This window comes from Bradyrhizobium jicamae (genome assembly GCF_018130215.1).
Lineage (GTDB): Bacteria > Pseudomonadota > Alphaproteobacteria > Rhizobiales > Xanthobacteraceae > Bradyrhizobium > Bradyrhizobium jicamae_A.
Genome location: NZ_JAFCKQ010000063.1, coordinates 1 through 23,440, shown reverse-complemented (window position 1 = coordinate 23,440; position 23,440 = coordinate 1). Strand labels below are relative to the sequence as shown.

Here is a 23,440-nt window from a genome sequence, read left to right as displayed (position 1 = left end):
CGGCATTCCATTTTCAATGGGGTTCGGTATGGCCGTAGGGCTCAGGATCCTTTCCCGCAAGCGTGTCGTCGCAGGCGAATGGGTCGAGCGGGCTCGCGCCCTTCCGGTCGCCAATATCAGTGATGTGATGTCACGCATGGCCTCGGGCAGCGCGACGCTCCCGCCGATGCATGCGGCCGGCGGCATTGCTGGTCCCGCTCTGACCGTGAAGACTCGCCCCGGCGAGCAGGCTTCCGAGATCAGGCAAATGGCGGCGATCGAAGCCGGTACGCTCGATCGTAGCCGGGTGGACGCCTCGCTCAGCCGTCTCGGCTACGAGATGCCAGAGGTCTAGCGATGGCCGGGCGTACGATCTCCGAGAAGATCCTCGCTCGCAAATCCGGGCAGGATGCGCAAGCCGGCGACCTCGTGGTCTGCGAAGTCGATTGCGCGCTCGGCACCGACGGTTCGGTTCCGATGGCGCTCGATTATTTCAAGGCGATGGGCGCGGAGAACATGCGCGATTCCGCGCGATTGGTCTTTGCGCTCGACCATTACGTGCCGCCGACGAGCCCGCAGACGATAGAACTGCATCGCGTGATGCGAGACTTCGCCAAACGCTTCGGCGTCACGCTGCATGAGGCCGGCGAAGGAATCGGCCACCAGCTCATCGTTGAGACCGGCCGCGCGCTGCCGGGCAGTTTGGTCGTTGGAGCCGACAGCCACGCGGTGACATACGGCGCGTTGAATTGCTTTGCGACCGGCATCGGCTCGTCCGATCTCGCCGCCATCATGCTGTGTGGCAGGATCTGGCTGCGCGTGCCGGATTCGATCCGCATCGTGCTGACCGGACAACTGCCGAGCGGCGTCTATGCGAAGGATGTCGCACTGGCACTCGCGGGTATGCTTGGTGCTGATGGTGCCGCCTATCAGGCTCTCGAATTCGCGGGGCCCGGTGTCGCCACGCTCGCGCTTGAGGACCGCCTCGTCCTGAGCAATCTTGCGGTCGAGATGGGAGCGAAGACCGGCATCTTCCCGGCCGATGCTGAAACCGTCGCCTATCTGCAGGGGCGCACCCGCCACGCTATCGAACCGGTCACAGCAGATCCGGATGCTCACTACAGCCGGACTGTCGAGATCGCGCTCGACGCCCTCAAACCGCAAATCGCCTTACCGCATTTGGTGGATCAGGTGGTGGCGCTCGAGGACGCCGCCGGCACGCCGGTGCAGATGGTCTATCTAGGCACCTGCACGGGCGGCAGGTTACGCGACTTCCATCAGGCACTTGCCGTGCTCGAGGCGGGTGGAGGCGTTGCGCCCGGCGTACAGCTCGTGGTCACGCCGGCATCGCGCGAGGTCCGCGACGCCATGGCGGCCGACGGCACGCTCGACGCCATGGTCGGCTTCGGCGCGACGGTGGTCGAGCCGGGTTGTGGCTCCTGCTGCGGGACCTGCGGAGTGATTCCCGGAGACGGGGTTTCGGTGATCTCGACCGCCAATCGCAACTTCAAGGGCCGCATGGGTAACGCCAAGGCATCGATTTATCTCGCCTCACCGGCTGCCTGCGCAGCCACTGCAACACGCGGCGCGGTGACCGATCCCCGCGAGGTGTCGCGATGACACCTCTGCGAGGACGCGCGCGACTGGTTGGCGATGACGTCAACACCGACTCGATCATCAGCTCGACCCGCAAGCGGGACAGCCTCGACCCCGCCGTTCTCAGGCAATTCCTGTTCGAGCATGTCGACCCCGCCTTCGCAGCCTCTGTACAGCCCGGAGACATCCTGGTGGCGGGCAAGAATTTCGGTTGCGGTTCGGCCATGGAGGTCGCCGTCACGACAGTGCTCGGCGCCGGCATTCCGGCGGTGCTGGCTAGAGGATTCTCGCGCACGTACTACCGCAACGCCATCAACAACGGCTTGCTGCCGCTCGTCTGCGATACCGGCAAGATCTGTGAGGGCGACATCCTGAGTTCCGACGGCACCGGCCCGATCCGCAACGAACGCAGCGGCGAGACGCTCAGCCCGGAGCCGCTGCCGCCGATCATGCTGGCGATCCTGCGCTCGGGCGGCCTCGTTCCCTACATGCGTCAGAACGGTGACTTCAAGCTATGACGGCCACAGAGACCCCCTCCGCCATCGCCTCGACGGGCTACCGTCTTCGGCTTCCGGGTCCAACCGAGGTGCCCGAGCGGGTGCGGCAGGCGATGGCTCGGATAGTGGTCAACCATCGCGGTCCCGAATGCCGGACCGCGATCGGCGAGACGCAGGAGATGATCCGCCCCATTCTGGGCACGACAAATCACGTCCTGTTCTTTGCAAGCTCCGGAACAGGCGTCATGGAGGCCGCGCTCGTCAACGTAGTGGGGCCCGGCAGCCGGATCCTGGTGATCGAGCATGGTCAGTTCGGCGAGCGCTTCACCACCATCGCCAAGGCCATGAACATCACCGTCGACACGGTCGCGATCGAATGGGGCCAGGCGATCGATGTCGCCGCGGTGGGGGCCCGGTTGCGCGAGCACGCCTATCGCGCCGTCGTTGTCGTGCACAATGAGAGCTCGACCGGGATCGTGGCCGATCTCGCGGCGCTCGGCGCACTCGTTTGCGACCGGCCAACGCTGCTGATCGCCGATTCCGTCAGTGGTCTCGGCGGCATCGAGATGCGGCAAGACGAATGGGGCGTCGACATCGTGGTCTCGGCCTCGCAAAAGGCCTTGATGTGCCCTCCCGGCCTCGCACATGCCAGCGTGAGCGCCAAGGCGTGGCGCGTGATCGGGCAGGATGAGCGGCGATCGACCTTTTATTGGGATTTCCGTCGCGCGCTGAAATCCGCGGAGCAGAACGAGACCGCATTCACGGCACCGGTGAGCCTCATCTATGGTCTGCGTGAGGCCTTGACGATGATCCATGAGGAAGGCTTCCCCAATGTGCTCGTGCGCCACAGGAAACTCTCCGCCGCGCTGCGCGCCGGCGGCGCGGCGCTTGGACTCGCGGATTTTTGCCGCGATGAGCCGCGCTCGAGCACGGTCGTGGTCTTCAAGGTCCCGGACGGGCTCGAAGGCGGAGCCATCGTCCGGCAGCTTTACCAGGACCATCGCACGGTGATCGCAGGCGCCCGCAACCGTCTCTCCGGCCGCGTCATCCGGTTTGGCACGATGGGCGCTTTAAGCACGGGAACCATTCTGACCGACCTTCTGCATCTTGAAGACGCACTCACGAAGCTCGGCTTGCAGATCGAACCCGGCGCCGGGCTCAAGGCGGCCACCGAGTACCTCGCCGCCACCGCATGAGCAACCAATGAACCGATAAGGGCGAACCATGATGAGATGTCCTGCCTCCGTCCTCGCCCGAGTCGTGACGCTCGCGGCATCGCTGTTCGCGGCCGGGCTGGCCTCGGCCCAGCAGAGGGTCGTGCTCTATTCGGCTAACGACGATACCGTGAACAATCTTGTCGCCGAAGGGTTCGCCAAGGCGACCGGGATCAAGGTCGACGTGGTCTCGACCGGATCAGGCGTCCTGGTCCGCCGCGTCGCCTCCGAGTCCGCCAATCCGCAGGGTGACGTGATCTGGGGTGTCAATGCGACGCTGCTGCGGCTGGCGAGCCCGTATCTTCAAGCTTACCCAGCCAAGGGCCGCGAAGCCGTGCCCGCCCAATTCCGCGATCCAAACGACCTTTGGCTAGGCACCAACGTCCAGGTCGTTGTGATCGGCCAGAATACCAAGGCGATCGACAAGACCAGCGGGCCCAAATCCTGGGCCGACCTCCTCGATCCGAAATGGAACGGCAAGCTCGCCTTTACCGACCCGGCCAACTCCGGATTCTCATATGCGGCCGCGACCACGCTTCTCTCGCTGTGGGGAGCGGATGACGCAGCCTGGACGAAGATGGGCCGGCTGCTCGCGAATGCGAAGGTGCTCAACCGCTCGACCCAGGTGTTCGACGGGATCGGTAGCGGCGAATATCCGCTTGGCATCACCCTCGAATATGCCGGCTTCCTGTGGGCCCATAATGGCGCGCCGGTGAGCGTCATTTATCCGGCCGAGGGCACATATGCGGGCGTCGAGGGCGCGGCGGTCCTGAAAGGCGGACCGAACCCCGAGTCCGCCAAGCGGCTGGTCGACTACCTGGCCAGCAAAGAAGTCCAGGAGATGTTGCTAAAGGCGACCTTCCGGCGCCCTTCCCGTCAGGATATCGAGCTTGAGGCTGTCGCACCTGGGATGCTGCCGTTTTCGGCGATCAAGGTGCTGCCCTACGACGACGCCAAATGGGAAGCGGCCCGGCGCGACACTCTCGCGCGGCTGAAGACCACGATCCAGAACACGCGCTAATCCCATGACCAGGATCCGGATTGAAAGCCTGACCCGCACCTTCGGCACGGTGCGGGCCGTGAACGACATCTCGCTCGACATCGGGCATGGCGAGCTGTTCACGTTGCTTGGGCCTTCGGGTTGCGGGAAGACGACGCTGCTGCGCATGATCGCCGGCTTCGTCGATGTCGAATCCGGGTCTATTTCCTTTGACGACCGGCGCATCGATGCCCTGCCCGCGCATCGCCGCGACACCGGCATGGTGTTTCAGAACTACGCGATCTTCCCGAACCACACCGTCGCCGAAAACGTGGCCTACGGGCTGAAGGCCAGGAAGGTACTGGCTGCCGAGATCGCATCGCGTGTTGACAAGGCGCTCGAGCGGGTGCGCCTTGCGGGTTACGGTCCACGCTCGCCACATCAGCTCTCCGGTGGTCAGCTGCAACGCGTGGCGATCGCCCGCGCGCTCGTCATCGAACCTGCCGTGCTCCTGTTCGACGAGCCGCTCTCCAATCTCGACGCGCAGCTGCGCACCGAAATGCGGATCGAGATCCGGCAACTCCAGCGGGCGCTCGGCCTGACGGCGATCTACGTGACGCACGATCAGGAGGAGGCGCTCGCGATCTCCGACCGCATCGCCGTCTTGCGTCACGGCAAGATCGAGCAGGTGGATGCGCCCGAACGCATCTATCGGATGCCGCAGACTGCGTTCGTCGCCGAGTTTCTCGGTTCGACCAATATGGTGCCGGGCATCGCTGGCGCTTTCGACGGCCGCAACACCCCCGTCGCAGCAGCCGGAACGGCGTTCTCAGTCAGAGGCGAGGTTGCATCGCCGGGCGCACCGGTGTTGCTGTCGGTCAGGCCGGAGGCTCTACGGCTGGGAGACGGTTCCGACGGCCCGCTCGTTCAGGCACGCCTGGCGCTACGCGAATTTTTGGGCCCGATGCAGCGTCTCCACGCAACCTTGCCAGACGGCACCCGGATTCGGATCGCCGCGCTCGGCGGCCAGATGATTGATGTCTTGCCCGGCGCTCCGCTCACTCTTGCCTACGACCCTGCCCAGATCACGGCGTATCCGGCGCCATGAAACGCTTCGCCGCTATCGTGACGCTGGCGGCGCTGGTGTTGCTCGCGGTCTTTCTGCTCTACCCGTTGGCGCTCGTTCTGGATGCGAGCATACGGATCGACGGCACGGGCGGCCTGACACTTGGGAACTACGCGGCGATTGTGAAGAGCCGCTATTACCTCGGCAGCATCGGCAACAGTCTGCTCTGCGCCGCGCTCGCGACGGCCTTCACATGCGCGATCGGCATCCCGCTCGCCTTCTGTCTTGCCCGGATCGACATACCAGGCCGCGCGCTGCTGCTGACGCTTGCGTCCCTGCCGCTGGTCCTGCCTTCCTTCGTTGGCGCCTACGCGCTCGTGCTGCTGTTCGGCCATGCCGGCGTTGTCACTAGCGCCTTGCGCGGAATCGGCATCCCGATCGGCTCGATCTACGGCCTGCCCGGCATCGTCATCGTGTTCACGTTGACGCTCTATCCCTACGTCGTCATGCCCGTGCTGGCCGGGTTCCAGGCCGTCGATGCCTCGATAGAGGAGGCAGGCCGCAATCTCGGCGGTTCACGGCCCTATGTGATCCGCACCGTGCTGCTGCCGATCGTGATACCGGCGATCCTTGCCGGCGGACTGTTGGTGTTTATTGAGGCGCTGGAGAATTTCGGCGTGCCGGCGGTGCTGGCTGAGGACCGGCCGTTCCTGGCCGTCGACATCTTCAAGCTGTTCGCCGGCGAGTCTGACGCCAATCCGGCTGCGGCAGGTGCGCTCAGCGTGCTCCTGATCGCCTGCACGGCGCTCGCGCTTCTCGCTCAACGGCACTATCTCGGCAAACGCCGTTTCTCGACCAATGCCCGCAGTGCGCCAACGAAGCTGCCGCTGACACCTGGACTGCGGCTGGTGGCTGCGATCGTGAGTTGGGGCATTGTGATTGCCTCGCTGCTGCCTTTTGCGGCCGTGTTGATGGTCTCCGTCCTGCACTTCAACGGGCCCGTGCTGACCTGGGAGCTCGGATTGGGCAATTACGCGACCCTGTTGTCGGGCTCCTATCGGCCGCTGCTCAATACACTGACACTCGCCAGCATCGCGGCCGTCGCCACCATGCTGATCGGCGCTCCGATCGGCTACGTGGTGGCCCGGCACCGCTCGCGCCTGTCAGGCTTGCTCGATTTCGTCGGCATGATGCCGTTTGCGGTCTCCGGCACGATCCTGGCGATCGGGCTCATCATCGCGTTCAACAGCGGTGCTTTGATCTTGACCGGCGGCTGGCTGATTCTGGTCATCGCCTATGTCGTCCGCAAATTGCCCTTCGCGATCCGATCGGCCTCGGCAATCGTGCATCAGCTCGACCCCTCGCTCGAGGAAGCCTCGATCAATCTCGGGGTCTCGCCGAGCAAAACCTTCGCGACCCTGACAGTGCCATTGATGGCGAGCGGCCTTGTCGGCGGACTGGTGCTGGTCTGGATCACCGCGGCATCCGAGCTGAGCGCAACCATCGTGCTCTACGCGAGCGGCTGGGTCACCACGACCGTCGTGATGTACCATGCCATCGAGGGCACCGGCGCGGGACTCGCGGCCGCCGCAGCCGCGGTGCTCATCCTGGTCACCGCAATCCCGTTGCTCCTGATCAACCGACGCATAAGCAAGCACGAAACAACCGCGATCTAACGCTGGTGAGGACGATATGAACAAAGCAGCCCAAGCGCTCCCGAATTTCCGCAGCGACAACGTCGCGCCGGTCAGCCCTGAGATAATGCGAGCGATCGAGGAGGCCAATCGCGGCCCGGCCGCGGCTTACGGCGACGACGATTATTCCAAGTTGCTGAATCAGCGCTTCTCGACGCTGTTCGAGACCGAGGTCACGGTATTCCCAGTCTCGACCGGTACGGCTGCCAATGCTTTATCGCTCGCGACCTGCGTGCGGCCCTATGGCGCGATCTATTGCCACAAAGAGGCACATATCGACACGGCGGAAGGCGGCGCGACCGAAGCCTTCACAGGTGGAGCGAAGCTCCTCACGCTGCCCGGACGGCACTTTCGGATCGAGCCGCCAATCCTGCGCGAGGCGGTCACCGGGGCAGCTTGGGGAGTACGCAATCGCGCGCAGCCCGACGCCGTGTCGATCACTCAAGCCAGTGAATACGGGACGGTCTACCCTCTCGCCGAGATCGCCGAGATCGGCGAAATCGCCCGTGACAAGAATCTGTCGCTGCACATGGATGGCGCCCGGTTCGCCAACGGGTTGGTGCGGCTCGGCTGCAGCCCTGCCGACATGACCTGGCGAGCGGGCGTCGACATCCTGTCGTTTGGGGCAACCAAAAACGGGACGATGTCAGCGGATGCGATCGTGGTCTTCGACCAGGACCTCGTTGAACCCCTATCCTATCGGCTTCGTCGTGCCGGGCAGACCGCGTCGAAGATGCGTTATGCGTCCGCACAGCTGCTCGCCTATATCGAGGATCGCCTTTATCTGCGACTCGCGGCAAAGGCCAATGCCGTGGCTGCCTACCTTGGAGCAGGTCTCGCCGCGCTACCTGACGTTCAGCTCGTTGCTCCAGTGGAAGCCAATTTGATTTTCGCCAGGCTGCCCGCATTGGCCATCAACCGGCTCGCGGCGAACGGGCTACAATTCGCCCGACGAGGCGACGAGGTGATCCGGTTCGTGGCCCGCTTTGACAGCACCGAACAGGAGGCGGACGAGGTCATCGCCCTCGTCCGTCGCGCGGTCGCGGGATCAGCGACGGTTGGTGTGACAACATCGGCCACTTCCCGCCAGAAGTAGCCGTTGCGAGCTCGAGCGTTTCAGTTGAGGGAGGTGCGATAGGATCATTTCCTCGTTCCAGGTGACGTCTAGATCACATTCGGAATAGCGAAGTGCGGGTGCGATCGTCAAAACATTCTTTTCGGACGAAACAGTGCACGGTCCCGCTGCGAATGGAATCTCGGCCCGCGTCTCGTTCCACGTCAGATCCGGAAACCGATGGCTCCAGTGCGTGGCGAGTTGAACCAAATACGCTTCAGCGTGGGTGGTATTGATCTTGGCCGATCGACCCATTCATCAAGCGACGCAGGAGGCCTTCGAAACGCTCGCCGGTCCGCCGATGTGATGCGCGACCAGGCCAACAATACGCTCGCCATCCGCCGCGGACGGAGTTTCGCCTGTATCGATCAGGCCATTCGACAACCGGTCGGTCCACAGCCGCCCATCCGGGTTGAGCATCACCTCGATGATCGCTTCGTCTTCGAGGTCGCCGACAATCGCCGTGTCAAGCGCGCTGCGCAGCATTCGCGCACCGCGCGAATTCGCTTTCGATTGAATGGAATGGATTGCCACCGTCGCCCCCACCGAATGAGGACGTCCAACGAGCGTCCTCAGATCGGGATGACTAGAAAAGGCACCAATAGACCTGGCGCAACAAACGGCTTTGGTAATCGTAGGCGAGCGTGGAGAAAGGAAGGATCGGCGCGATGGCGGTTAGGTCTCGTTGACTGGGGCTTGACGGACGACGTCTTCTGGAATCTCGCGCAGAAAGCTCTGCCCCTTTTGCATACGGCGCCCGAGCGCCTCGATAAATCCTTCAAAGCGCTCCCTGCCCTTTGCTTGTGCGGCCGCCTGCGCGTCGTTGGGCAACGGCGGCGTGATCGTCAGCCAGAAACGAATGAAGAGGGCCAAGGTCTCAGCCGTCAGACCAACGTCACGCTCCAGCCTCTGTATCTGACGTGACAGCCGATCCAGGCGCCGGGTAAACGCCGCCTCCCGCCTGTCCGTCCCGTCCGGTGACAGAAACGAAGCAACGGCCGCTTCGACGATAGCCGACCGCGAAAGCTTCTTGCGATCGGCCAGATCCGAGATCTGCCTCAAAAGCTCTGGCGGGAAGTAGACGTTCATTCGGTCGCGCATATTGCCTCAGAGCTCCATACCGTCATTCGGGTCCATGGCGGCTTGGCGGGCGATACCGCGCATCTGCTGACGCATAAGTCGAGACTGGCGGACCGCGTCCTCGTCGTCGTCAAGTACAGCGACAAATTCCTCGGCCGGCGTAGGCTCGTTTGTTTCCTTGACGATCGCGACGTGATCGGGGAGTTCCGGCTCACGACGGATTCCGCTGTTCGCCGTGTCTTCCTCGGCCTCCGCGGCTTTGTCAGTTGGACCTCCCGTCGGTTTCGGCTTTTCGAGCGCTGACCATCCGTCCGTTCGCGATGATCGGCCGGCCTTCGCCGGATCGGGCGGTGGCAGAACCCGCTCGGCGAACCGCCGATCCTCGTAGTAGCGGACCTTCTTCGCCCGGATCGGCGGTGCGCCGGCCACCATGACGATCTCGTCCATCGGCGGAAGTTGCATGACCTCGCCCGGGGTCAGCAGCGGCCTCGCAATCTCCTGCCGTGAGACCATCAGGTGCCCCAGCCACGGGTTCAATCTATGGCCGGCATAGTTCTTCATCGCCCGCATCTCGGTCGCCGTGCCCAGCGCGTCGGACACCCGCTTGGCGGTGCGCTCGTCGTTGGTCGCGAAGCTGACCCGGACGTGGCAGTTGTCGAGGATGGCGTTGTTGGACCCGTAGGCCTTCTCGATCTGATTGAGCGACTGCGCGATCAAGAAACTCTTGATGCCGTACCCCGCCATGAAGGCAAGCGCGGACTCGAAGAAATCAAGCCGGCCCAGGGCTGGGAACTCGTCGAGCATCATCAGCACTCGATGGCGGCGGTCGCGGGCGTGCAGATCCTCGGTCAGGCGCCGACCAATCTGGTTCAGCACGAGACGGATCAACGGCTTGGTCCGTGAGATATCAGATGGCGGCACCACGAGATAGAGCGTCGTCGGGCGGCTATCTGCGATCAGATTAGCGATCCGCCAGTCGCAGCGACAGGTCACCTGGGCCACGACGGGATCGCGGTAGAGCCCGAGAAACGACATCGCGGTGGATAGGACGCCGGAACGTTCATTTTCCGATTTGTTGAGAAGTTCGCGCGCGGTCGAGGCGACCACGGGATGGGCGCCCTGCTCGCCAAGGTGCGGCGTCGTCATCATCGCCCTTAATGTGGCTTCGATCGCTCGCCTCGGGTCAGAGAGGAAAGCTGCGACCCCGGCCAAGGTCTTATCAGACTCGGCATAGAGCACGTGGAGAATGGCGCCGACCAGGAGCGAATGACTGGTTTTCTCCCAATGGTTCCGCTTGTCGAGGGAGCCCTCGGGGTCGACCAGGACGTCGGCGACATTCTGCACATCGCGAACCTCCCATTCTCCGCGTCGGACTTCGAGGAGCGGATTGTAGGCTGAGGATTTTGGGTTGGTCGGATCAAACAAGAGGACGCGGCCATGCCGCGAGCGGAAGCCCGCGGTCAGTTGCCAGTTCTCGCCTTTGATGTCGTGAACGATGGCCGAGCCGGGCCAGGCCAGCAACGACGGAACCACGAGACCGACACCCTTTCCTGACCGGGTGGGCGCAAAACACAAGACGTGCTCCGGTCCGTCATGGCGGAGATAGTCTTGGTCGAGCTTGCCCAGCACCACACCATCCGGGCCGAGAAGTCCGGCTGCTCGAACCTCTTCCGCATCAGCCCAACGCGCGGAACCATAGGTCTCGACGTTGTTTGCTTCGCGCGCTCGCCAGACCGACATGGCGATCGCCGCCGCGATCGAAACGAAGGTCCCCGACGCCGCGATGAAGGCACCCTCCACAAAGACCTGAGGCGCATAGGCGTCGTAGACGAACCACCACCAGAAGAAGACTGGCGGGTAATAGATCTTGAAGCCCAACAGCGCGAACCAGGGTCGCCCAAGCTCCGGTTGCCAGGCGAGCCGCCAGGCCGTCCACTCGGTTGCTCCCCATATGGCTAGCAAAACAATCAGGCCGACAACGATCACCTGTCCCCAGAGGATCTTGGTTCCGGACATCCCGAACACCCTTCCGCAACTGAATTGGCGAGATAGCTAGAGGCCGAGGTCGCGTTTCCGACCAAAGCCCCATTCGATGCCACCGGCGTCCTTCACGATGCCGGTGACGTGTTGGCCGAGCCTCCTTTCGAGTTCGCGCGACCAGGGCACAAGTTGGAAGCCGAGCCCATTATCGATCATGGCGAAGCGTCCCGAGGCGAGCGTCAGCCGCTGGCGATATGTCCCCGCTACGTGCTCCCCGGAGGCAGCGTTCACATGAGGCAAGCCGGTGTCGCCCGAGATCCTTGCGGCCACCTCGTCCAGTTCCCGTCGGCGCAATGTATTCAGGAGGTCGCGCTGCAAGATGATACGTTGGCCCTGCCGCCGCGCCAGACCCTGCTGGATCAGATGCTCGGCGCGAGCTTCCATGGCGTCACGGGTCTCGCGACCGAATCCGCCCATGGCGAGCGGCATGGGGTCGCTTTCAACCAGTCTATGATCGAGCCAGGTTGCTCCTCGTGCCGTGATCTGGCCACCAAGATCGAGATCGGAACGGGTTGCGAGCACGATGGTTGGCCGCGGATCGCCGGCTTGACCGAAGCGTCGGACTTCGACGATGCCGCCGACCGGTGGCGCCTGTTCGAAGGCCTCGACCCCTCGGAAGCGCACGTGGTGCGCCCGTCCGTCTGTTCCGTCGATCAGGGCGTAGGCCTCTCCGGTCAGTTCGTCATGCAATCCACGGTCGACCAGTCGTCCGATGATCTGGGATAACGGCTGTCCACCTTCGATAACGAAGTCGGCGACGCCGCGCGCTTCCCCACGCTCGGTGAATGCACGGTGCATGGTCTTGATGATGTCGCCGCGCATGCCGAGGTCGCGCAAGCTGCGCTCGGCCTCGAGCCCGACCATCCACTCCCCTGGTGCGGCGGGTGCGGCAAGGCCCATCTTCTCCAAATGTTGAAGGCGACCGATCATCAGGCGCCGGATCTCGGGATCGGACTGGCCGGGGTTCTCTGGGCGAAGATCGACAGAGCCGGTCTCATCGGCGGCCAGTCGGATCTCCCGATCGAGCCGCGTCCATCGTTCTGCCGTGACTTCCCTCTCCAACGAATTGCAGATCTCGTGCTCCGGCTTAGGACCCAGTTCGATGGCGACCAGTTCCTCGGCGCGTGAGCGCAGGCCCTGGCTGATGTAGTCGCGGGAGATCACGAGGTCCGCGCCTTCCTCATCTACGCCCCGAACGAGAAGGTGGACGTGAGGGTTGTCGGTATTCCATTGATCGACAGCAACCCAGTCGAGCCGCGTGCCGAGATCAGTCTCCATCTGCCTGGCGAGGTCGCGGGTGAAGGCTCTTAGGTCTGTCATGTCACCGGCGTCCTCCGGCGAGACGATGAACCTGAAATGATGCCGGTCGCCCTTGCACCGTTCCGCGAAAGCCGCGCTATCGGCGCGGTCGCAGCCCTCATCGAACATCTCGGCCCGTTCACCAGTCCGGGTCACGCCGTCGCGCTTCAGATATGAGAGGTGGGTGGTCAGTGGTGCTGAACGGAAGGCTCGCCCTTTGTGACGAACCACGCGCGCCTTCACCACGACGCGCCGCGCCGGGCTGAACAATCTGGCCCGGCTAAAGGCGAGGCGCCCGCGGCCAAACGTCGAGCGCCCATGGGCCGTCGAACGCCTGCCGGCCACGGTCTGACCCGAGGTGTGTCCTGCTTTCTTCGCCGCCCGTAGCACCTGATTGATGAAGCTTTTGGGCCTCCGCGCGCGAGTACTACGGATGCGCCCAGGCCGAATACGCAGTTCGCTGTCGCCTGCAGTCACAGCCGGGCCTCCAAACGAGCGAAAGCGCCTACAGTGCTGAAACTGTCCTTGATTGCATTGTTCAAAATGCAAGGCGCGGCACGCGCCCCGACCGACCGGCACGGTAGAACCCAAGCCATGCCAATGGCTTGCGGTTCAACCGGCGAGCCCCTTTTATCTCGCCAAATCCGGTCGTCTGGTAAGCGTCCGGTCCTTGCACACTTCCGAGGAGTACATTGTCGTTCCATATCGGGTTCTCTGCTGCATTGGAGATTCTCCGGTGGGTCCGAAACACTTCGAGAACAAGGCCAGGCGTGAGTGGTGGTCGATTCACGTCGAGGCGTGGCGCAGAAGCGGTCTCGGGATCCGAAAATATTGCCGCCAACATCGTCTCAGCGAGAACACGTTCCGGCGTTGGCTGAATGTGCTCGCCGATGCAAAAGCCTTGCAAGCACAGGCGGAATTGCAGCGCGAGGAACGACGACAATGTCACCGCAAGCGACGCATTCGGCTGTCGACCGGCATCCGCTCGAAGGCGGTTCAGGCCTACTGGGCGATGCATGTCGAGGCGATGAATTGGAGCGGCATGGGCCTGCAAGCCTATGCTTGGGCGCACGGCATATCGCGGTACAGCTTGCGCCGATGGCGCGATCTGATCGACGCCAATGAGGTTGAAATCGACTGGCGGACGCACGTTCATCCGAGCGCCCTCCCACAAATAAGCAGCGGTTTAAGCAGCGCTGCTAAGGGCGCAGCGGCCAAGCAGCGCTTGACAGCATATCCGATCGGTGATCCGCCGAATGAACCTCGCGCCAGCCGGCGTCGCCTAAGTGACGAGCAAAAGCTGGCAATTGTGGCCGAGTCCGAACTCCCCGGCGCGACCGCCGCCGAGATCTGTCGCCGCCATGGCATCGTCACCAGCATGCTGTTCCGATGGCGGGTACAACACGGCTTCAGCAAGCGCCTACCGGCGAAGCTAGCGGCCGTGAGGGTCACCGGAACGCAATCCGCAACGCTGGTTCTGAACGATCTGTTGCAGCCGCCCGACGGCATGGCGGTTGTCGAATTGGACGATGGGCGTCGCGTCTTCGCACCGATCGACAGCGATCCGGATGCAGTCCGGCGCCACGTCATTGAGCAGGAGACAGCCCGATGATGATCGTGCCGGCCGGCGTAAAGGTGCATCTGGCTTTGGGGTATACCGACATGCGGAAGGGCCTGGATGGTCTCGCTGGGCTCGTCCAGGAACATCTCAAGAAGGATCCATTCTCCGGCCATCTGTTTGCCTTCCGAGGCAAGAAGGCATGCACGCTGAAGATCCTGTTTTGGGACGGCAACGGGCTTTGCCTGTTCAGCAAGCGGCTCGACCAGGGCGGCTTCATTTGGCCGAGGATGAGCGATCCGGGCGGCACGGTGACGCTGTCCCCGGCACAGCTTGCCATGCTGATCGAAGGCATCGATTGGCGCACGCCTGAGCGTCGATGGCGCCCGGCCATCGCGGGTTGAATCGCAAAAACCCGCATAGAACATAGCGAAGTTACTTCGTCGAATCGGTGTGTCCGAGTAGAATCGGTCATGCAGCTCGACCTCGACAATCTGCCGTCGGATACTGCGCTTCTGCATCGCCTGGTGCGCGACATTGCCTCGGTCATCGCGCATCGGAACGGCGAGATCCAGCGGCTCCAAGCAATCATCAAACAGCTTCAGCGTGCACAATTTGGGCGTCGTTCCGAGCGTCTCGACGCCGATCAACTCGCCCTTGGATTTGAAGACCTGGACATCGATCTGTCGGCTGTCGAGGCGGATCAAGTCTCGCGGGATGCGTCCGCATCGACGCAGAAGCTGCAGCCAAAGCGCAAGCCGCTGCCGGACCATCTGCCCCGCGAAGAGATCGTGCTCAACGTCGATAGTGAGAGATGTGCGTGCTGCGGCGGCGCGCTGCATGCGATCGGCGAGAGCGTCAGCGAGATGCTGGACTGGGTGCCAGCACAGTTCCGCGTGGTGCGCGTCTGCCGCCCGAAATATGCCTGCCGCAGCTGCGGAACGATCACCCAGGCGCCGGCGCCCGAACGACCGATCGCCGGTGGTTTGGCCACGCCAGCGATGCTCGCGCATGTGCTGGTCAGCAAATATTGCGACCACACACCTCTCTATCGACAGGCGCAGATTTTTGCTCGCCATGGCGTCGAACTGGAGCGCTCGACATTGGCCGGATGGGTCGGCGGCGCGTGCTGGTGGTTTGCCGCCCTGCACGCTCGGCTGTGCGAGCACATGCTCGCGTCGGATCACCTGTTCGCCGACGACACGCCAATCCCGGTGCTTGATCCGGGCCGCGGGCGCACCAAGACTGGACGGCTGTGGGTGTATGCCCGCGATCAACGGAGTTGGGCTGGGCCTGAGCCGCCGGCTGCGGTCTATGTGTTCGCGCCCGACCGTAAAGCGGAGCGCCCGGCAGCGCATCTGACGCACTTTAAGGGCGTTCTGCACGTCGACGGCTACGCGGGATTCGAGCGGCTGACCGGCGCCGGAAACATCATTCTCGCCGCATGCTGGGCGCACACCAGGCGCAAGTTCTACGACGTCGCGCAAGCCGAGGACACACCCATCGCCCACGAGGCTCTGCGCCGCATCGCCAGCCTCTACGCCGTCGAAGCGCAGGTGCGTGGCCAATCGCCGGCGCATCGGCTGGCTACGCGGCGCGCACTCGCCAAGCCGATCGTTGACAGCCTTCGCCTTTGGCTCGAGGCGCAGCTCCCGCAACTGCCGGGCCGCGGCAATCTTGCCGAAGCGATCCGGTATGCGCTGTCGCGCTGGGATGGATTGACCCACTTCCTGCATGACGGCCGCATCGAACTCGACACGAACCCTGTCGAACGTGCGATCCGACCCGTGGCCCTCGGTCGCAAGAACCACCTCTTTGCCGGCAGCGATGGCGGCGGGGAACGATGGGCAATCCTCTGTTCGCTGATCGAGACGTGCAAGCTCAACGACGTCGAACCTTACGCATACCTGCGTGACGTGCTGCAGCGAATGGTCGACGGACTCCCGATCAATCGTCTCGACGAACTGTTGCCGTGGGCTTGGAACGCTCAGCATCCTGTCAAGACCTGAGCTCAGGTGCAAGATCCGGACGCATACCGTCTGGTAACCGTCCGGTCTCTGCACATCTTCCTCCTCGTGTGATCTCGTTCCATTTCGGGTTCTCTGCTGCTGTGGAGATTCTCCGGTGGGACCGAAACACTTCCAGAACAAAGCGCGACGCGAGTGGTGGTCGATTCACGTCGAAGCGTGGCGTCGAAGCGGCCTCGGGATCCGCAAATATTGTCGTCAGCAACGTCTCACTGAGAATACGTTTCGGCGTTGGCTGAAGCGGCTTGTCGGCGAAGACACTGCACGTAAACTCGCTAAATATCAGACGGAATTGCTCCGCGAGCAGCGCCGTGAAGAGCAAGAAAAAGGGCTGCGAAAACGTCGGCGACGACGCTTTGGCGTGGCCACGGACGTGCGCAATCGCGCCATGCAAGCGTTCTGGGCGATGCACGTGGAAGCAATGAACTGGAGCGGCATGGGCGTACGCGAATATGCTGCGGCGCTGTCCCTGTCGCCCTACGCACTGCGCAAATGGCGTGACCGATTGGCCGCCGGCGAAGTCGCAATCGACTGGCGCGCGCATCTTCATCCCTCCGCCCGCCCGGCCGTTAGCACTAGTGCCAGGAACTCAACTCCCGAAGATAGCTTGACAGCCGCGGAAATCGGCGATCCGGCGGCGCCTGCCGCCCCCATCCGGCACTTCTTCAGCGACGAGGAGAAGCTGACGATCGCGAAGGAAACCGAGCAGCCGGGCGCCAAAGTATCCGCCGTCGCGCGCAAGCACGGGATCGTCGCCGGGCTGCTGTTCCGCTGGCGCGTACAGTTTGGCATCGGGCAAAAAAAGCGCGATGAGTTTGCGCCCGTTGCACTCCTGGATGACGCGGGGCCGGCGCGCCTGCCGCGGGACCTTGTGCAACCGCCAGCGGGCATGGTGGCCGTCGACCTCGCCGATGGACGCCGCGTCTTTGCTCCAATCGGCAGCGATCCGGATGCGGTGCGAGCACAGATCGAAAGTGGAGAGATGGCGCCATGATGTTCGTTCCGGCGGGCGTCAAGGTGCACCTGGCGTTGGGTTACACCGACATGCGCAAAGGCATGGACGGGCTCGCGATGCTGGTCCAGGACGTGTTGAAGAAGGATCCGTTCTCTGGTCATCTCTTTGCCTTCCGCGGCAAGAAGGCATCGGTGCTGAAGGTCCTGTTCTGGGACGGCAACGGGCTTTGCCTGTTCACCAAACGCATCGACCAGGGCGGCTTCGTGTGGCCGGTGATGGCGGGCTATGATGGCTCGATCACGCTCACACCGGCACAGCTTGCGATGTTGATCGAAGGCATCGATTGGCGTGCTCCGGAACGTATTTGGAAGCCCGCGATCGCAGGCTGAATTGAAAGTCGGCGTGCAATAAGCAGTGTCGAGCTGAGCAGCGATTCTTCTGCGAATCAGCGTGCTCGAGTACCATCGGACATGCAGCTCGATCTCAACAATCTCCCATCCGATGCTGAGCTTCTGCAGCGTCTGGTGCGCGACATCGCCGCCGCCATTGATCACCGCGACACCGAGATCGAGCGCCTCAAATCTATCATCAAACAGCTGCAGCGAATGCAGTTCGGGCGCAGCTCCGAGCGCATTAACCCCGACCAGCTCGCGCTCGGCCTGGAAGACGTCGACAGCGACATTGCCCGCGTTCTGGAAGGTCAGCCCACGGTCCTCTCCGAAGCTCCGACGACGCAACCACGACACCGGGCTCTGCCGGACGAGGCTGCAGCAAGCTGATGCAAGCGGCCGCGCCGGAGCGGGTGATAGCCGGCGGCCTTGCAACGCCGGCGCTGCTCGCGCACGTGTTGATCAGCAAGTACTGCGACCACCTTCCGCTCTATCGGCAGTCTCAGATCTTTGCTCGCCACGACGTCGATCTCTGTCGTTCGACGCTTGCCGGCTGGGTCGGCGGCGCATGCTGGTGGCTCGAGGCGTTGCACGGACGGCTGTGCAAGAACGTGTTCGCGTCCGACCATCTGTTTGCCGACGACACGCCGATCCCCGTGCTCGATCCCGGCCGCGGACGAACCAAGACGGCGCGGCTCTGGGTCTATGCCCGCGACCAGCGGCCATGGGGTGGACCTGAGCCTCCGGCTGCAATCTATTTGTTCGCCCCGGATCGCAAAGCCGAGCGTCCCGTCGCGCATCTCGCGGACTTCAGAGGCATCCTGCACGTCGACGGATACGTCGGCTTCGAGCAGCTGGCCGACAAGGAGGGCATCACTCTCGCCGCGTGCTGGAGCCACGCGCGGCGCAAGTTCTATGACGTAGCCGAGGCGACGGGATCCGCCGTGGCAGCAGACGCCTTGCGCCGGATCGGCGAACTCTATGCGATCGAAGCGCGTATCCGCGGACAATCGCCCGCTGACCGGCTTGCCGAACGCAGGACGTTCTCCAAGCCAATCGCTGCCGCTCTGAATGTTTGGCTCGATGCGCAGCTCCGGGTCGTGTCGGGCCGGAGCACCCTCGCCGAAGCAATCCGCTACGCGCTCTCGCGCTGGCATGGGTTGACGCGCTTCCTGCACGAGGGCCGCGTCGAGCTCGACACCAATCCAGTCGAACGCGCAATCCGACCCGTCGCGCTTGGCCGGAAAAACCACCTGTTCGCCGGCAGCGACGGCGGTGGGCACCGCTGGGCGGTCGTCTGTTCGTTGATTGCGACTTGCAAGCTCAACGGCGTCGAGCCTTACGCCTACCTGCGCGATGTGCTGCAGCGGATGATCGACGGACATCCCGTCAACCGTATCGACGAATTGCTGCCGTGGAGCAGGAAACTGACCGATCTTGTCAAGACCTGATGCCACGTGCAGCGGCCGGACGCATACCCAGATGCGATGGTCCGGCGCCCCGATGCGTAGCACAGCATGCCAACCGTCAGGGGCGCGGCGCACCTGACTAGCTGATAGGTCAAGCAATGGCTGAGGCGGCACACTGCGGTCGGCGGTCGAGGCAACCGTGACCGGAACGACCGCCGCTAACACTTCAGGTGCCCAAAAGATCGTCTGCTTGTCAAAGGACCTCTGCGGGTCATGAGCGAAAGCAGATGCCCCATCTCCTCCTGAAATCCGCAGTCACTTCGCCGTCAGGGCTGCTAGCGATCATCACCTCATATTCGCGTCGATAGTCTGCGTTACGGCGAAGACATTCCCAGGCGATGTCGGTGATTTTGGCGCCTTGTAGGCTCTTGTAGGATTCCGGCGACCGCCAGTCGAATTCAGGCATTGCTTCCGCCCCATTGCACGTAGCTAACAAAGATTGCAGCGCAATAGATATAAACGAAGCGGTTGTAGGAAGCCCCTAATTTGGCACCACGTGATGCACCGGAGTGACCACCGGTTAGCAAAAGAAAATAGTTCTGCCTGCAAGCCACAGGTCGGCAATTTTCTTCTATTTCGAGCCGGTGCCGCCTAAAAGGCGGCCCTGCTCAGTCACCCATTTGGCGCGCGCTAGATGACTCTGATATGCGCTCCGCGCACGGTCCGGCTCTCGCTCTGGGTCCATATGCAAGACCACTCGAGCCACTTCGCGCCAGTCCGCCCCCTCGCCCTCCGCCTGCAGAAGGCGAATGTACGTAACGACATGCTGTTCGTCATAGGCCGTCAGCGCCGGCTCGTTCGGCGCATTATCCGCCACGTGTGGATCGAGGGATGGTTTCTGCATCATACCCGCTTTTAGGACGTCAAGAAGCTACGCTGTGGTGGTCGCAATCCAGACCTTCGTTGCCCGTTGGAATCCTAGAGATTCGGTCGACAAATCGGCGACCAAGTTCGACCGCGCCAATAGCATCGCCTAGACGATAGCATGTCGGAATACGAATAGGAACGATCGTTCCTAGAACGATCGTTCCAGCTCAGTTCCCATGTTGCCATGGATCTCAAAGAGATCATGGCTGTGAACCTGCGTCGGAAACGCCACGATCTACAAATGACGCAGGAGGAGCTGGCCGAGCGCGCGGGTTTAAGCGCCCGTTACGTCGGCGCCATCGAGCGCAGCGATGTGTCAGCAAGCGTCACCGTGCTCGGGCAAATTGCTGAAGCATTGGGGGTCGAACCGGGAGACCTGCTCAAAAGGGTTGCACGGGTTAGCAAATCGTAAGCGCCTCAGGCGAGCCGCGAAGCGCCCCGCCCGGCGGACCGGACGGAGCTTAGTGGAGCGAGCTTATTCGCCGTTCTTGCGGGGGCGCGACCAGAGCAAGGTGTAGCCCTCGCCGCCTTCGTCATCGAACAGGTTCGCGTAGATCGGAACGTTGAAGGAGGGATCGTCGAGCTTGAGCGAGAGGTAGTCGCGACCCTCCTCGGAGCGCTTCGACCAGGCGGCCCCGATCTCGGCCCGGCCAACGTAGATGCGGTGGCTGGGGGCGTTATCGTTGGACCGGTTGGCTTCGGCGACGATACGGACGCCCCTGGCTTGCAGGTTCAGGGTGACGATCTCGCCCTGGAAATCGTTGCCGACTTTCTTGAAAGAACCGATGTTAGCCATGTCACTTCTCCTGTTGTGTTTCGAGCCCGCGACCACCGCGGCCTCGATGGCGATCTAGGGCCGAGGACGATTGGCGACGCACCCGCTCGCGGGCCGCAGCGCAGCGGACGTCGTTGTGGCGACTTTCTTGTCTCGCGAGGAATGGGCGTAGCCCAGGGGAAGAAAGTCGCATCAACGGCGTTGCGGCTCAGACGATCGAGGCGAAGCCGGTCTTCGGCCAGATCAAGCCATCAAAGAGGCCACGTGCGTCGCGTGCTGAACCGCAATCTCGGGAGAAGACGTGGCGTATCTCGGTTGTGCCGAACAAGATGTCGAAATGATCTGGCGCAGAAAGAGAAACAATCTGCTGCAAAGGGCGGTATCGTCTCCGAGCGAATGAAAGGAGCGGCACGCCGCACTACCGCAGCAATGTGGATCGGACTGAAACGGCGGCGGCTTGGTCGAGGCACTCCGAGAGAGGAAGTGCCCGTCCTCACTCAGGCCCGATCGGACCCCGTTCAACGCCCCCGTCTACGCGAACTTTTCGACGACGAAGGCGGTGAGCGGTGACCCCTCGCGCGTAGCGCGCGTAAGAATTGGCCGGGATGGATTCTGCATCATCCCACCCGGTTCGAGCGGGCGGGTCTCCGCAAAAACGGTCCGGCGCATCCACGCCGTAACGCCAACGCAAACCGCGCCCAGGCAAGCAAAGACCTCACGCCAAGCCGGCGAAGGCACCCCGATCCGGGACAGGACGAACACCACATGATAGCCGGCGGCGGCGGTGGGAACAGCGAATGCCGTCGCGATCACGATGCGCAAAGCCAACGACCGACTAACGGCGACGGCGACCTGACCAAAGACCAGCGTCGGTGCCCCACCGGCCGTTCCGATAAGTAGCGCGCCGGCAACGCTGGCGCCGCTCTGAAGCGCCGTCTCACCTCGACATTCAGTGCGACGAAAAAAGCGGCAGGGCATACACTGCGAGCGCGAAGATCGCCCAGCAGAACAAACCGATTCCGAGTGCGTTGAGAATGAGCCCAAGGGGGAGCATGGGTGGCTCAACTTGCATAGATCTACCAATCGCGCCTTCCGCCACCACGGCGCGACTCTGGATATGAAGCCAAAAGGAGGCGGGGTTGCGACGCATGCAACTCCGCTTCGTCGTTTACAGGCTGGAAGACGGCGCTCACCAGGCTGTGTGAAAACCATCGAGAGCTCCGTCCTCGTGCGGAGCTCCTTCTTCATGAAGCCGCCAGAGAAGCAGTGTAATGCTGTGGCATTCTTCTTTGCTGGAGCAGTCATGGCTTATGTCATTGGTGATGATCGGGACCAAGCCGTGCTGTTGCCACCAGTTCTTGATGACTATGTTGATCGCGCGGCTCCTGTCAGGGTCGTCGATGCCTTCGTCGACGATCTCGACTTCAGCGCACTCGGCTTTGGACGCGCCGCACCAGCATCTACCGGTAGGCCTGGATACGATCCCCGCGATCTCCTGAAGCTCTACATCTACGGCTATCTCAACGAGGTTCGCTCGTCGCGGCGGCTCGAACGCGAATGCAAGCGCAATGTCGAGGTCATGTGGCTGGTCCGACGGCTTGCGCCCGACCACAAGACCATAGCCGATTTCCGGCGTGACAACGGCCCCGCTATCGTAAGTACCTGTCGCGCCTTCGTCTTATTTTGCCGGGACCACGGACTGTTTGCCGCCAAGCTTGTGTCAATCGACGGTGCGAAGTTCCGTGCGGCTGCGAGTCAGAACAGGGTGCTCGACCAACGGCGGATCGCCGAAGAAATTGCGAAGATCGATACTCGCGTCGCCCGCTACCTAGCCGAACTCGACGAAGGTGATGCCGCAGACCCAGGCGACGGAGAGGAGTCGGTCGCGGGCGCGCTTACGGCGCTAAAGGCGCGTCGCGCTGAGTTGAACCGCTTGGCGGATTACCTTGAGCAGGATGATCGCAGCCTTGTTGTCGACGGCGAGCTGGACGCCCGGCCAATGGGATTCCGCCAAGGCGGTAAGCCACCCTCTTACAACATCCAGATTGCGGTCGATGCCGACACCGGCATCGTCGTCCATCATGCCGTGACCGACGAGGTCAACGACGTGCGAATGCTGCACCCTATGTCGAAAGCAGTGATGGATCTGCTCAATCGCGACGACCTGACTGTTGTCGCCGACACCGGATATTCCAACGGAAATGCTGCAGCAGCTTGCGAGGCCGACAATATTACGGCCTGCGTGCCAGTGAAGCGTTCAGTGAATAATCGAAGTGCCAGTGACAAATTCGCTAGCACCGACTTCATCTATGATGCCGTGCTGGACAGCTTCACCTGCCCAGCAGCCGGACACTTGCTCGTACTCCTCGGTCTCACCCGCACAGTGTCTTCTATATGTCGCTGGATTGCAGGAAATGCGCCATCAAGACTCGCTGTACGACCGCCAAATATCGCACAGTCACGCGCCATGTACACGAAGACGCTCTTGACCGTATGAAAGCCCGCGTGGACGCAGCTCCCGAATTGATGCGGCGGCGACGATGTTCGGTCGAGCATCCGTTCGGTACAATGAAACGAATGATGTCCGGGCGATTCCTGACCCGCGGGATCGTAGGGACGAGTACAGAGATGGCGCTCTCGGTACTTGCCTTCAACATGATCCGAAGCATCAACCTCCGAGCAAAGCCAAGCTGAGGCGACGTCGACTCGGCAGCACGGGTCGGCACCTCGTTTGGCGAAGCACCGACGCGTTTCCACACAGTCTGTCACGCGCCGCCAAACCTCCAGACGGGGATGCCGAGGCGCTTCGCCTTGTCGGCAAGGTTGTCCTGGATTCCCGTGC

Annotated in this window: 25 protein-coding genes and 3 pseudogenes; 18 read left to right on the top strand and 10 right to left on the bottom strand. The window is 62.8% G+C overall.

Annotated elements, in window-relative coordinates; genetic code table 11:
- Nucleotides 1–28: 28 nt before the first annotated feature.
- From JQ586_RS36645 to JQ586_RS36610, 9 genes and pseudogenes are all read left to right on the top strand, one after another.
- Entirely contained in the window at nt 29–334 is a 306-nt protein-coding gene (locus JQ586_RS36645; protein WP_212399513.1) for a hypothetical protein, read from the top strand.
- A 2-nt stretch (nt 335–336) separates the two neighbouring features.
- Nucleotides 337–1,599, top strand: a complete 1,263-nt coding sequence (locus tag JQ586_RS36640; RefSeq protein ID WP_212399512.1) for an aconitase/3-isopropylmalate dehydratase large subunit family protein — start codon at nt 337–339, stop codon at nt 1,597–1,599.
- Complete coding sequence (locus JQ586_RS36635) at nt 1,596–2,093, top strand: alpha-IPM isomerase (RefSeq protein ID WP_212399511.1); 498 nt, start codon at nt 1,596–1,598, stop codon at nt 2,091–2,093. Before JQ586_RS36640 ends, JQ586_RS36635 begins: the two co-directional genes overlap by 4 nt.
- A 92-nt stretch (nt 2,094–2,185) precedes the next feature.
- Nucleotides 2,186–3,268, top strand: coding sequence for an alanine--glyoxylate aminotransferase family protein (locus tag JQ586_RS36630; RefSeq protein WP_212399510.1), 1,083 nt, complete (start codon nt 2,186–2,188; stop codon nt 3,266–3,268).
- Nucleotides 3,269–3,296: 28 nt separating this feature from the next.
- On the top strand, nt 3,297–4,307 hold the full coding sequence (locus JQ586_RS36625; protein ID WP_212399509.1) for an extracellular solute-binding protein: 1,011 nt from the start codon (nt 3,297–3,299) through the stop codon (nt 4,305–4,307).
- A gap of 4 nt (nt 4,308–4,311) precedes the next feature.
- Nucleotides 4,312–5,373, top strand: a complete 1,062-nt coding sequence (locus JQ586_RS36620; RefSeq protein ID WP_212399508.1) for an ABC transporter ATP-binding protein — start codon at nt 4,312–4,314, stop codon at nt 5,371–5,373.
- Nucleotides 5,370–6,134, top strand: a pseudogene (locus JQ586_RS41675) (ABC transporter permease); the annotation flags it as partial. The gene JQ586_RS36620 and the pseudogene JQ586_RS41675, both read left to right, overlap by 4 nt.
- Nucleotides 6,135–6,467: 333 nt before the next feature.
- A complete protein-coding gene (locus JQ586_RS41670; RefSeq protein ID WP_409411039.1) occupies nt 6,468–7,007 on the top strand; it encodes an ABC transporter permease in 540 nt (179 codons plus the stop codon).
- 16 nt (nt 7,008–7,023) lie between these two features.
- Complete coding sequence (locus JQ586_RS36610) at nt 7,024–8,121, top strand: low specificity L-threonine aldolase (protein ID WP_212399506.1); 1,098 nt, start codon at nt 7,024–7,026, stop codon at nt 8,119–8,121.
- Here JQ586_RS36610 and JQ586_RS41665 read toward each other — a convergent pair.
- The 5 genes and pseudogenes from JQ586_RS41665 to JQ586_RS36585 all read right to left on the bottom strand — a co-directional run bounded on the left by JQ586_RS41665 (nt 8,074) and on the right by JQ586_RS36585 (nt 13,035).
- Complete coding sequence (locus tag JQ586_RS41665; RefSeq protein WP_212399505.1) at nt 8,074–8,394, bottom strand: DUF2218 domain-containing protein; 321 nt, start codon at nt 8,392–8,394, stop codon at nt 8,074–8,076. The two genes, JQ586_RS36610 and JQ586_RS41665, sit on opposite strands and share 48 nt — an antisense overlap.
- Nucleotides 8,395–8,436: 42 nt before the next feature.
- Nucleotides 8,437–8,625 (bottom strand): annotated as a pseudogene (locus JQ586_RS36600) (P-type conjugative transfer ATPase TrbB); the annotation flags it as partial.
- A gap of 189 nt (nt 8,626–8,814) precedes the next feature.
- Nucleotides 8,815–9,240: a CopG family transcriptional regulator gene (locus JQ586_RS36595; protein ID WP_212399504.1), complete on the bottom strand. Its 426-nt coding sequence runs from the start codon at nt 9,238–9,240 to the stop codon at nt 8,815–8,817.
- Between the two features lie 6 nt (nt 9,241–9,246).
- Nucleotides 9,247–11,235: a conjugal transfer protein TraG gene (locus JQ586_RS36590; RefSeq protein WP_212399503.1), complete on the bottom strand. Its 1,989-nt coding sequence runs from the start codon at nt 11,233–11,235 to the stop codon at nt 9,247–9,249.
- A 36-nt stretch (nt 11,236–11,271) separates the two neighbouring features.
- Complete coding sequence (locus JQ586_RS36585; RefSeq protein WP_212399502.1) at nt 11,272–13,035, bottom strand: DUF3363 domain-containing protein; 1,764 nt, start codon at nt 13,033–13,035, stop codon at nt 11,272–11,274.
- A gap of 259 nt (nt 13,036–13,294) precedes the next feature.
- On the opposite strand from JQ586_RS36585, the gene tnpA (JQ586_RS36580) reads away from it, so the two are divergent.
- The 6 genes and pseudogenes from tnpA (JQ586_RS36580) to tnpC (JQ586_RS36555) all read left to right on the top strand — a co-directional run bounded on the left by tnpA (JQ586_RS36580) (nt 13,295) and on the right by tnpC (JQ586_RS36555) (nt 18,938).
- Nucleotides 13,295–14,170, top strand: coding sequence for an IS66 family insertion sequence element accessory protein TnpA (tnpA, locus tag JQ586_RS36580; RefSeq protein ID WP_212399501.1), 876 nt, complete (start codon nt 13,295–13,297; stop codon nt 14,168–14,170).
- The gene (gene tnpB / locus JQ586_RS36575; protein WP_212399500.1) at nt 14,167–14,520 is read left to right on the top strand and encodes an IS66 family insertion sequence element accessory protein TnpB; all 354 of its coding nucleotides are present in this window, start codon (nt 14,167–14,169) and stop codon (nt 14,518–14,520) included. The genes tnpA (JQ586_RS36580) and tnpB (JQ586_RS36575) overlap by 4 nt, the downstream gene beginning before the upstream one ends.
- 69 nt (nt 14,521–14,589) lie before the next feature.
- Entirely contained in the window at nt 14,590–16,125 is a 1,536-nt protein-coding gene (tnpC, locus tag JQ586_RS36570; RefSeq protein WP_212399499.1) for an IS66 family transposase, read from the top strand.
- Nucleotides 16,126–16,240: 115 nt separating this feature from the next.
- Nucleotides 16,241–17,137, top strand: a complete 897-nt coding sequence (gene tnpA, locus JQ586_RS41395) for an IS66-like element accessory protein TnpA (protein WP_212399498.1) — start codon at nt 16,241–16,243, stop codon at nt 17,135–17,137.
- On the top strand, nt 17,134–17,487 hold the full coding sequence (gene tnpB / locus JQ586_RS36560; protein ID WP_212399497.1) for an IS66 family insertion sequence element accessory protein TnpB: 354 nt from the start codon (nt 17,134–17,136) through the stop codon (nt 17,485–17,487). The genes tnpA (JQ586_RS41395) and tnpB (JQ586_RS36560) overlap by 4 nt, the downstream gene beginning before the upstream one ends.
- Before the next feature lie 81 nt (nt 17,488–17,568).
- A pseudogene (tnpC, locus tag JQ586_RS36555) lies at nt 17,569–18,938 on the top strand (IS66 family transposase).
- Between the two features lie 229 nt (nt 18,939–19,167).
- Here the strand turns inward: tnpC (JQ586_RS36555) and JQ586_RS36550 are convergent.
- Both JQ586_RS36550 and JQ586_RS40890 read right to left on the bottom strand, forming a co-directional pair.
- Nucleotides 19,168–19,362, bottom strand: coding sequence for a transcriptional regulator domain-containing protein (locus tag JQ586_RS36550; RefSeq protein ID WP_212399496.1), 195 nt, complete (start codon nt 19,360–19,362; stop codon nt 19,168–19,170).
- A gap of 165 nt (nt 19,363–19,527) precedes the next feature.
- Nucleotides 19,528–19,800 carry a DUF2285 domain-containing protein gene (locus JQ586_RS40890; RefSeq protein ID WP_249148606.1) on the bottom strand — a complete coding sequence of 91 codons (273 nt, stop codon included), beginning with the start codon at nt 19,798–19,800 and terminating at the stop codon, nt 19,528–19,530.
- Between the two features lie 207 nt (nt 19,801–20,007).
- Here JQ586_RS40890 and JQ586_RS36545 point away from each other — a divergent pair, with 207 nt between their 5' ends.
- Nucleotides 20,008–20,235: a helix-turn-helix domain-containing protein gene (locus tag JQ586_RS36545; RefSeq protein ID WP_212399495.1), complete on the top strand. Its 228-nt coding sequence runs from the start codon at nt 20,008–20,010 to the stop codon at nt 20,233–20,235.
- 63 nt (nt 20,236–20,298) lie between these two features.
- Here the strand turns inward: JQ586_RS36545 and JQ586_RS36540 are convergent, their stop codons facing one another.
- From JQ586_RS36540 to JQ586_RS41390, 3 genes are all read right to left on the bottom strand, one after another.
- On the bottom strand, nt 20,299–20,619 hold the full coding sequence (locus JQ586_RS36540) for a DUF736 domain-containing protein (protein ID WP_212399494.1): 321 nt from the start codon (nt 20,617–20,619) through the stop codon (nt 20,299–20,301).
- A 187-nt stretch (nt 20,620–20,806) separates the two neighbouring features.
- A complete protein-coding gene (locus JQ586_RS36535; RefSeq protein ID WP_212399493.1) occupies nt 20,807–20,971 on the bottom strand; it encodes a hypothetical protein in 165 nt (54 codons plus the stop codon).
- Between the two features lie 158 nt (nt 20,972–21,129).
- Nucleotides 21,130–21,420 carry a hypothetical protein gene (locus JQ586_RS41390; RefSeq protein ID WP_312017065.1) on the bottom strand — a complete coding sequence of 97 codons (291 nt, stop codon included), beginning with the start codon at nt 21,418–21,420 and terminating at the stop codon, nt 21,130–21,132.
- Between the two features lie 424 nt (nt 21,421–21,844).
- Between JQ586_RS41390 and JQ586_RS36525 the strand changes: the two genes are divergently transcribed.
- Nucleotides 21,845–23,095, top strand: a complete 1,251-nt coding sequence (locus JQ586_RS36525) for a transposase (protein ID WP_212399492.1) — start codon at nt 21,845–21,847, stop codon at nt 23,093–23,095.
- Complete coding sequence (locus JQ586_RS41660) at nt 22,993–23,292, top strand: transposase (RefSeq protein WP_212399491.1); 300 nt, start codon at nt 22,993–22,995, stop codon at nt 23,290–23,292. The genes JQ586_RS36525 and JQ586_RS41660 overlap by 103 nt, the downstream gene beginning before the upstream one ends.
- Nucleotides 23,293–23,440 lie beyond the last annotated feature (148 nt).

Bases quoted from the DNA above. Each gene is read 5' to 3' on its own strand.
- JQ586_RS36590 (WP_212399503.1), bottom strand. From the start codon at position 11,235: ATGTCCGGAACCAAGATCCTCTGGGGACAGGTGATCGTTGTCGGCCTG.
- JQ586_RS36645 (WP_212399513.1), top strand. From the start codon at position 29: ATGGCCGTAGGGCTCAGGATCCTTTCCCGCAAGCGTGTCGTCGCAGGC.
- tnpC (WP_212399499.1), top strand. From the start codon at position 14,590: ATGCAGCTCGACCTCGACAATCTGCCGTCGGATACTGCGCTTCTGCAT.
- JQ586_RS36610 (WP_212399506.1), top strand. From the start codon at position 7,024: ATGAACAAAGCAGCCCAAGCGCTCCCGAATTTCCGCAGCGACAACGTC.
- JQ586_RS41665 (WP_212399505.1), bottom strand. From the start codon at position 8,394: ATGGGTCGATCGGCCAAGATCAATACCACCCACGCTGAAGCGTATTTG.
- JQ586_RS36550 (WP_212399496.1), bottom strand. From the start codon at position 19,362: ATGCCTGAATTCGACTGGCGGTCGCCGGAATCCTACAAGAGCCTACAA.
- JQ586_RS36640 (WP_212399512.1), top strand. From the start codon at position 337: ATGGCCGGGCGTACGATCTCCGAGAAGATCCTCGCTCGCAAATCCGGG.
- JQ586_RS36625 (WP_212399509.1), top strand. From the start codon at position 3,297: ATGATGAGATGTCCTGCCTCCGTCCTCGCCCGAGTCGTGACGCTCGCG.
- JQ586_RS36620 (WP_212399508.1), top strand. From the start codon at position 4,312: ATGACCAGGATCCGGATTGAAAGCCTGACCCGCACCTTCGGCACGGTG.
- JQ586_RS36545 (WP_212399495.1), top strand. From the start codon at position 20,008: ATGGATCTCAAAGAGATCATGGCTGTGAACCTGCGTCGGAAACGCCAC.
- JQ586_RS41660 (WP_212399491.1), top strand. From the start codon at position 22,993: ATGTCGCTGGATTGCAGGAAATGCGCCATCAAGACTCGCTGTACGACC.
- tnpB (WP_212399497.1), top strand. From the start codon at position 17,134: ATGATGTTCGTTCCGGCGGGCGTCAAGGTGCACCTGGCGTTGGGTTAC.
- JQ586_RS36540 (WP_212399494.1), bottom strand. From the start codon at position 20,619: ATGGCTAACATCGGTTCTTTCAAGAAAGTCGGCAACGATTTCCAGGGC.
- tnpB (WP_212399500.1), top strand. From the start codon at position 14,167: ATGATGATCGTGCCGGCCGGCGTAAAGGTGCATCTGGCTTTGGGGTAT.
- JQ586_RS36630 (WP_212399510.1), top strand. From the start codon at position 2,186: ATGGCTCGGATAGTGGTCAACCATCGCGGTCCCGAATGCCGGACCGCG.
- JQ586_RS36635 (WP_212399511.1), top strand. From the start codon at position 1,596: ATGACACCTCTGCGAGGACGCGCGCGACTGGTTGGCGATGACGTCAAC.
- JQ586_RS36595 (WP_212399504.1), bottom strand. From the start codon at position 9,240: ATGCGCGACCGAATGAACGTCTACTTCCCGCCAGAGCTTTTGAGGCAG.
- JQ586_RS36525 (WP_212399492.1), top strand. From the start codon at position 21,845: ATGAAGCCGCCAGAGAAGCAGTGTAATGCTGTGGCATTCTTCTTTGCT.
- JQ586_RS40890 (WP_249148606.1), bottom strand. From the start codon at position 19,800: ATGCAGAAACCATCCCTCGATCCACACGTGGCGGATAATGCGCCGAAC.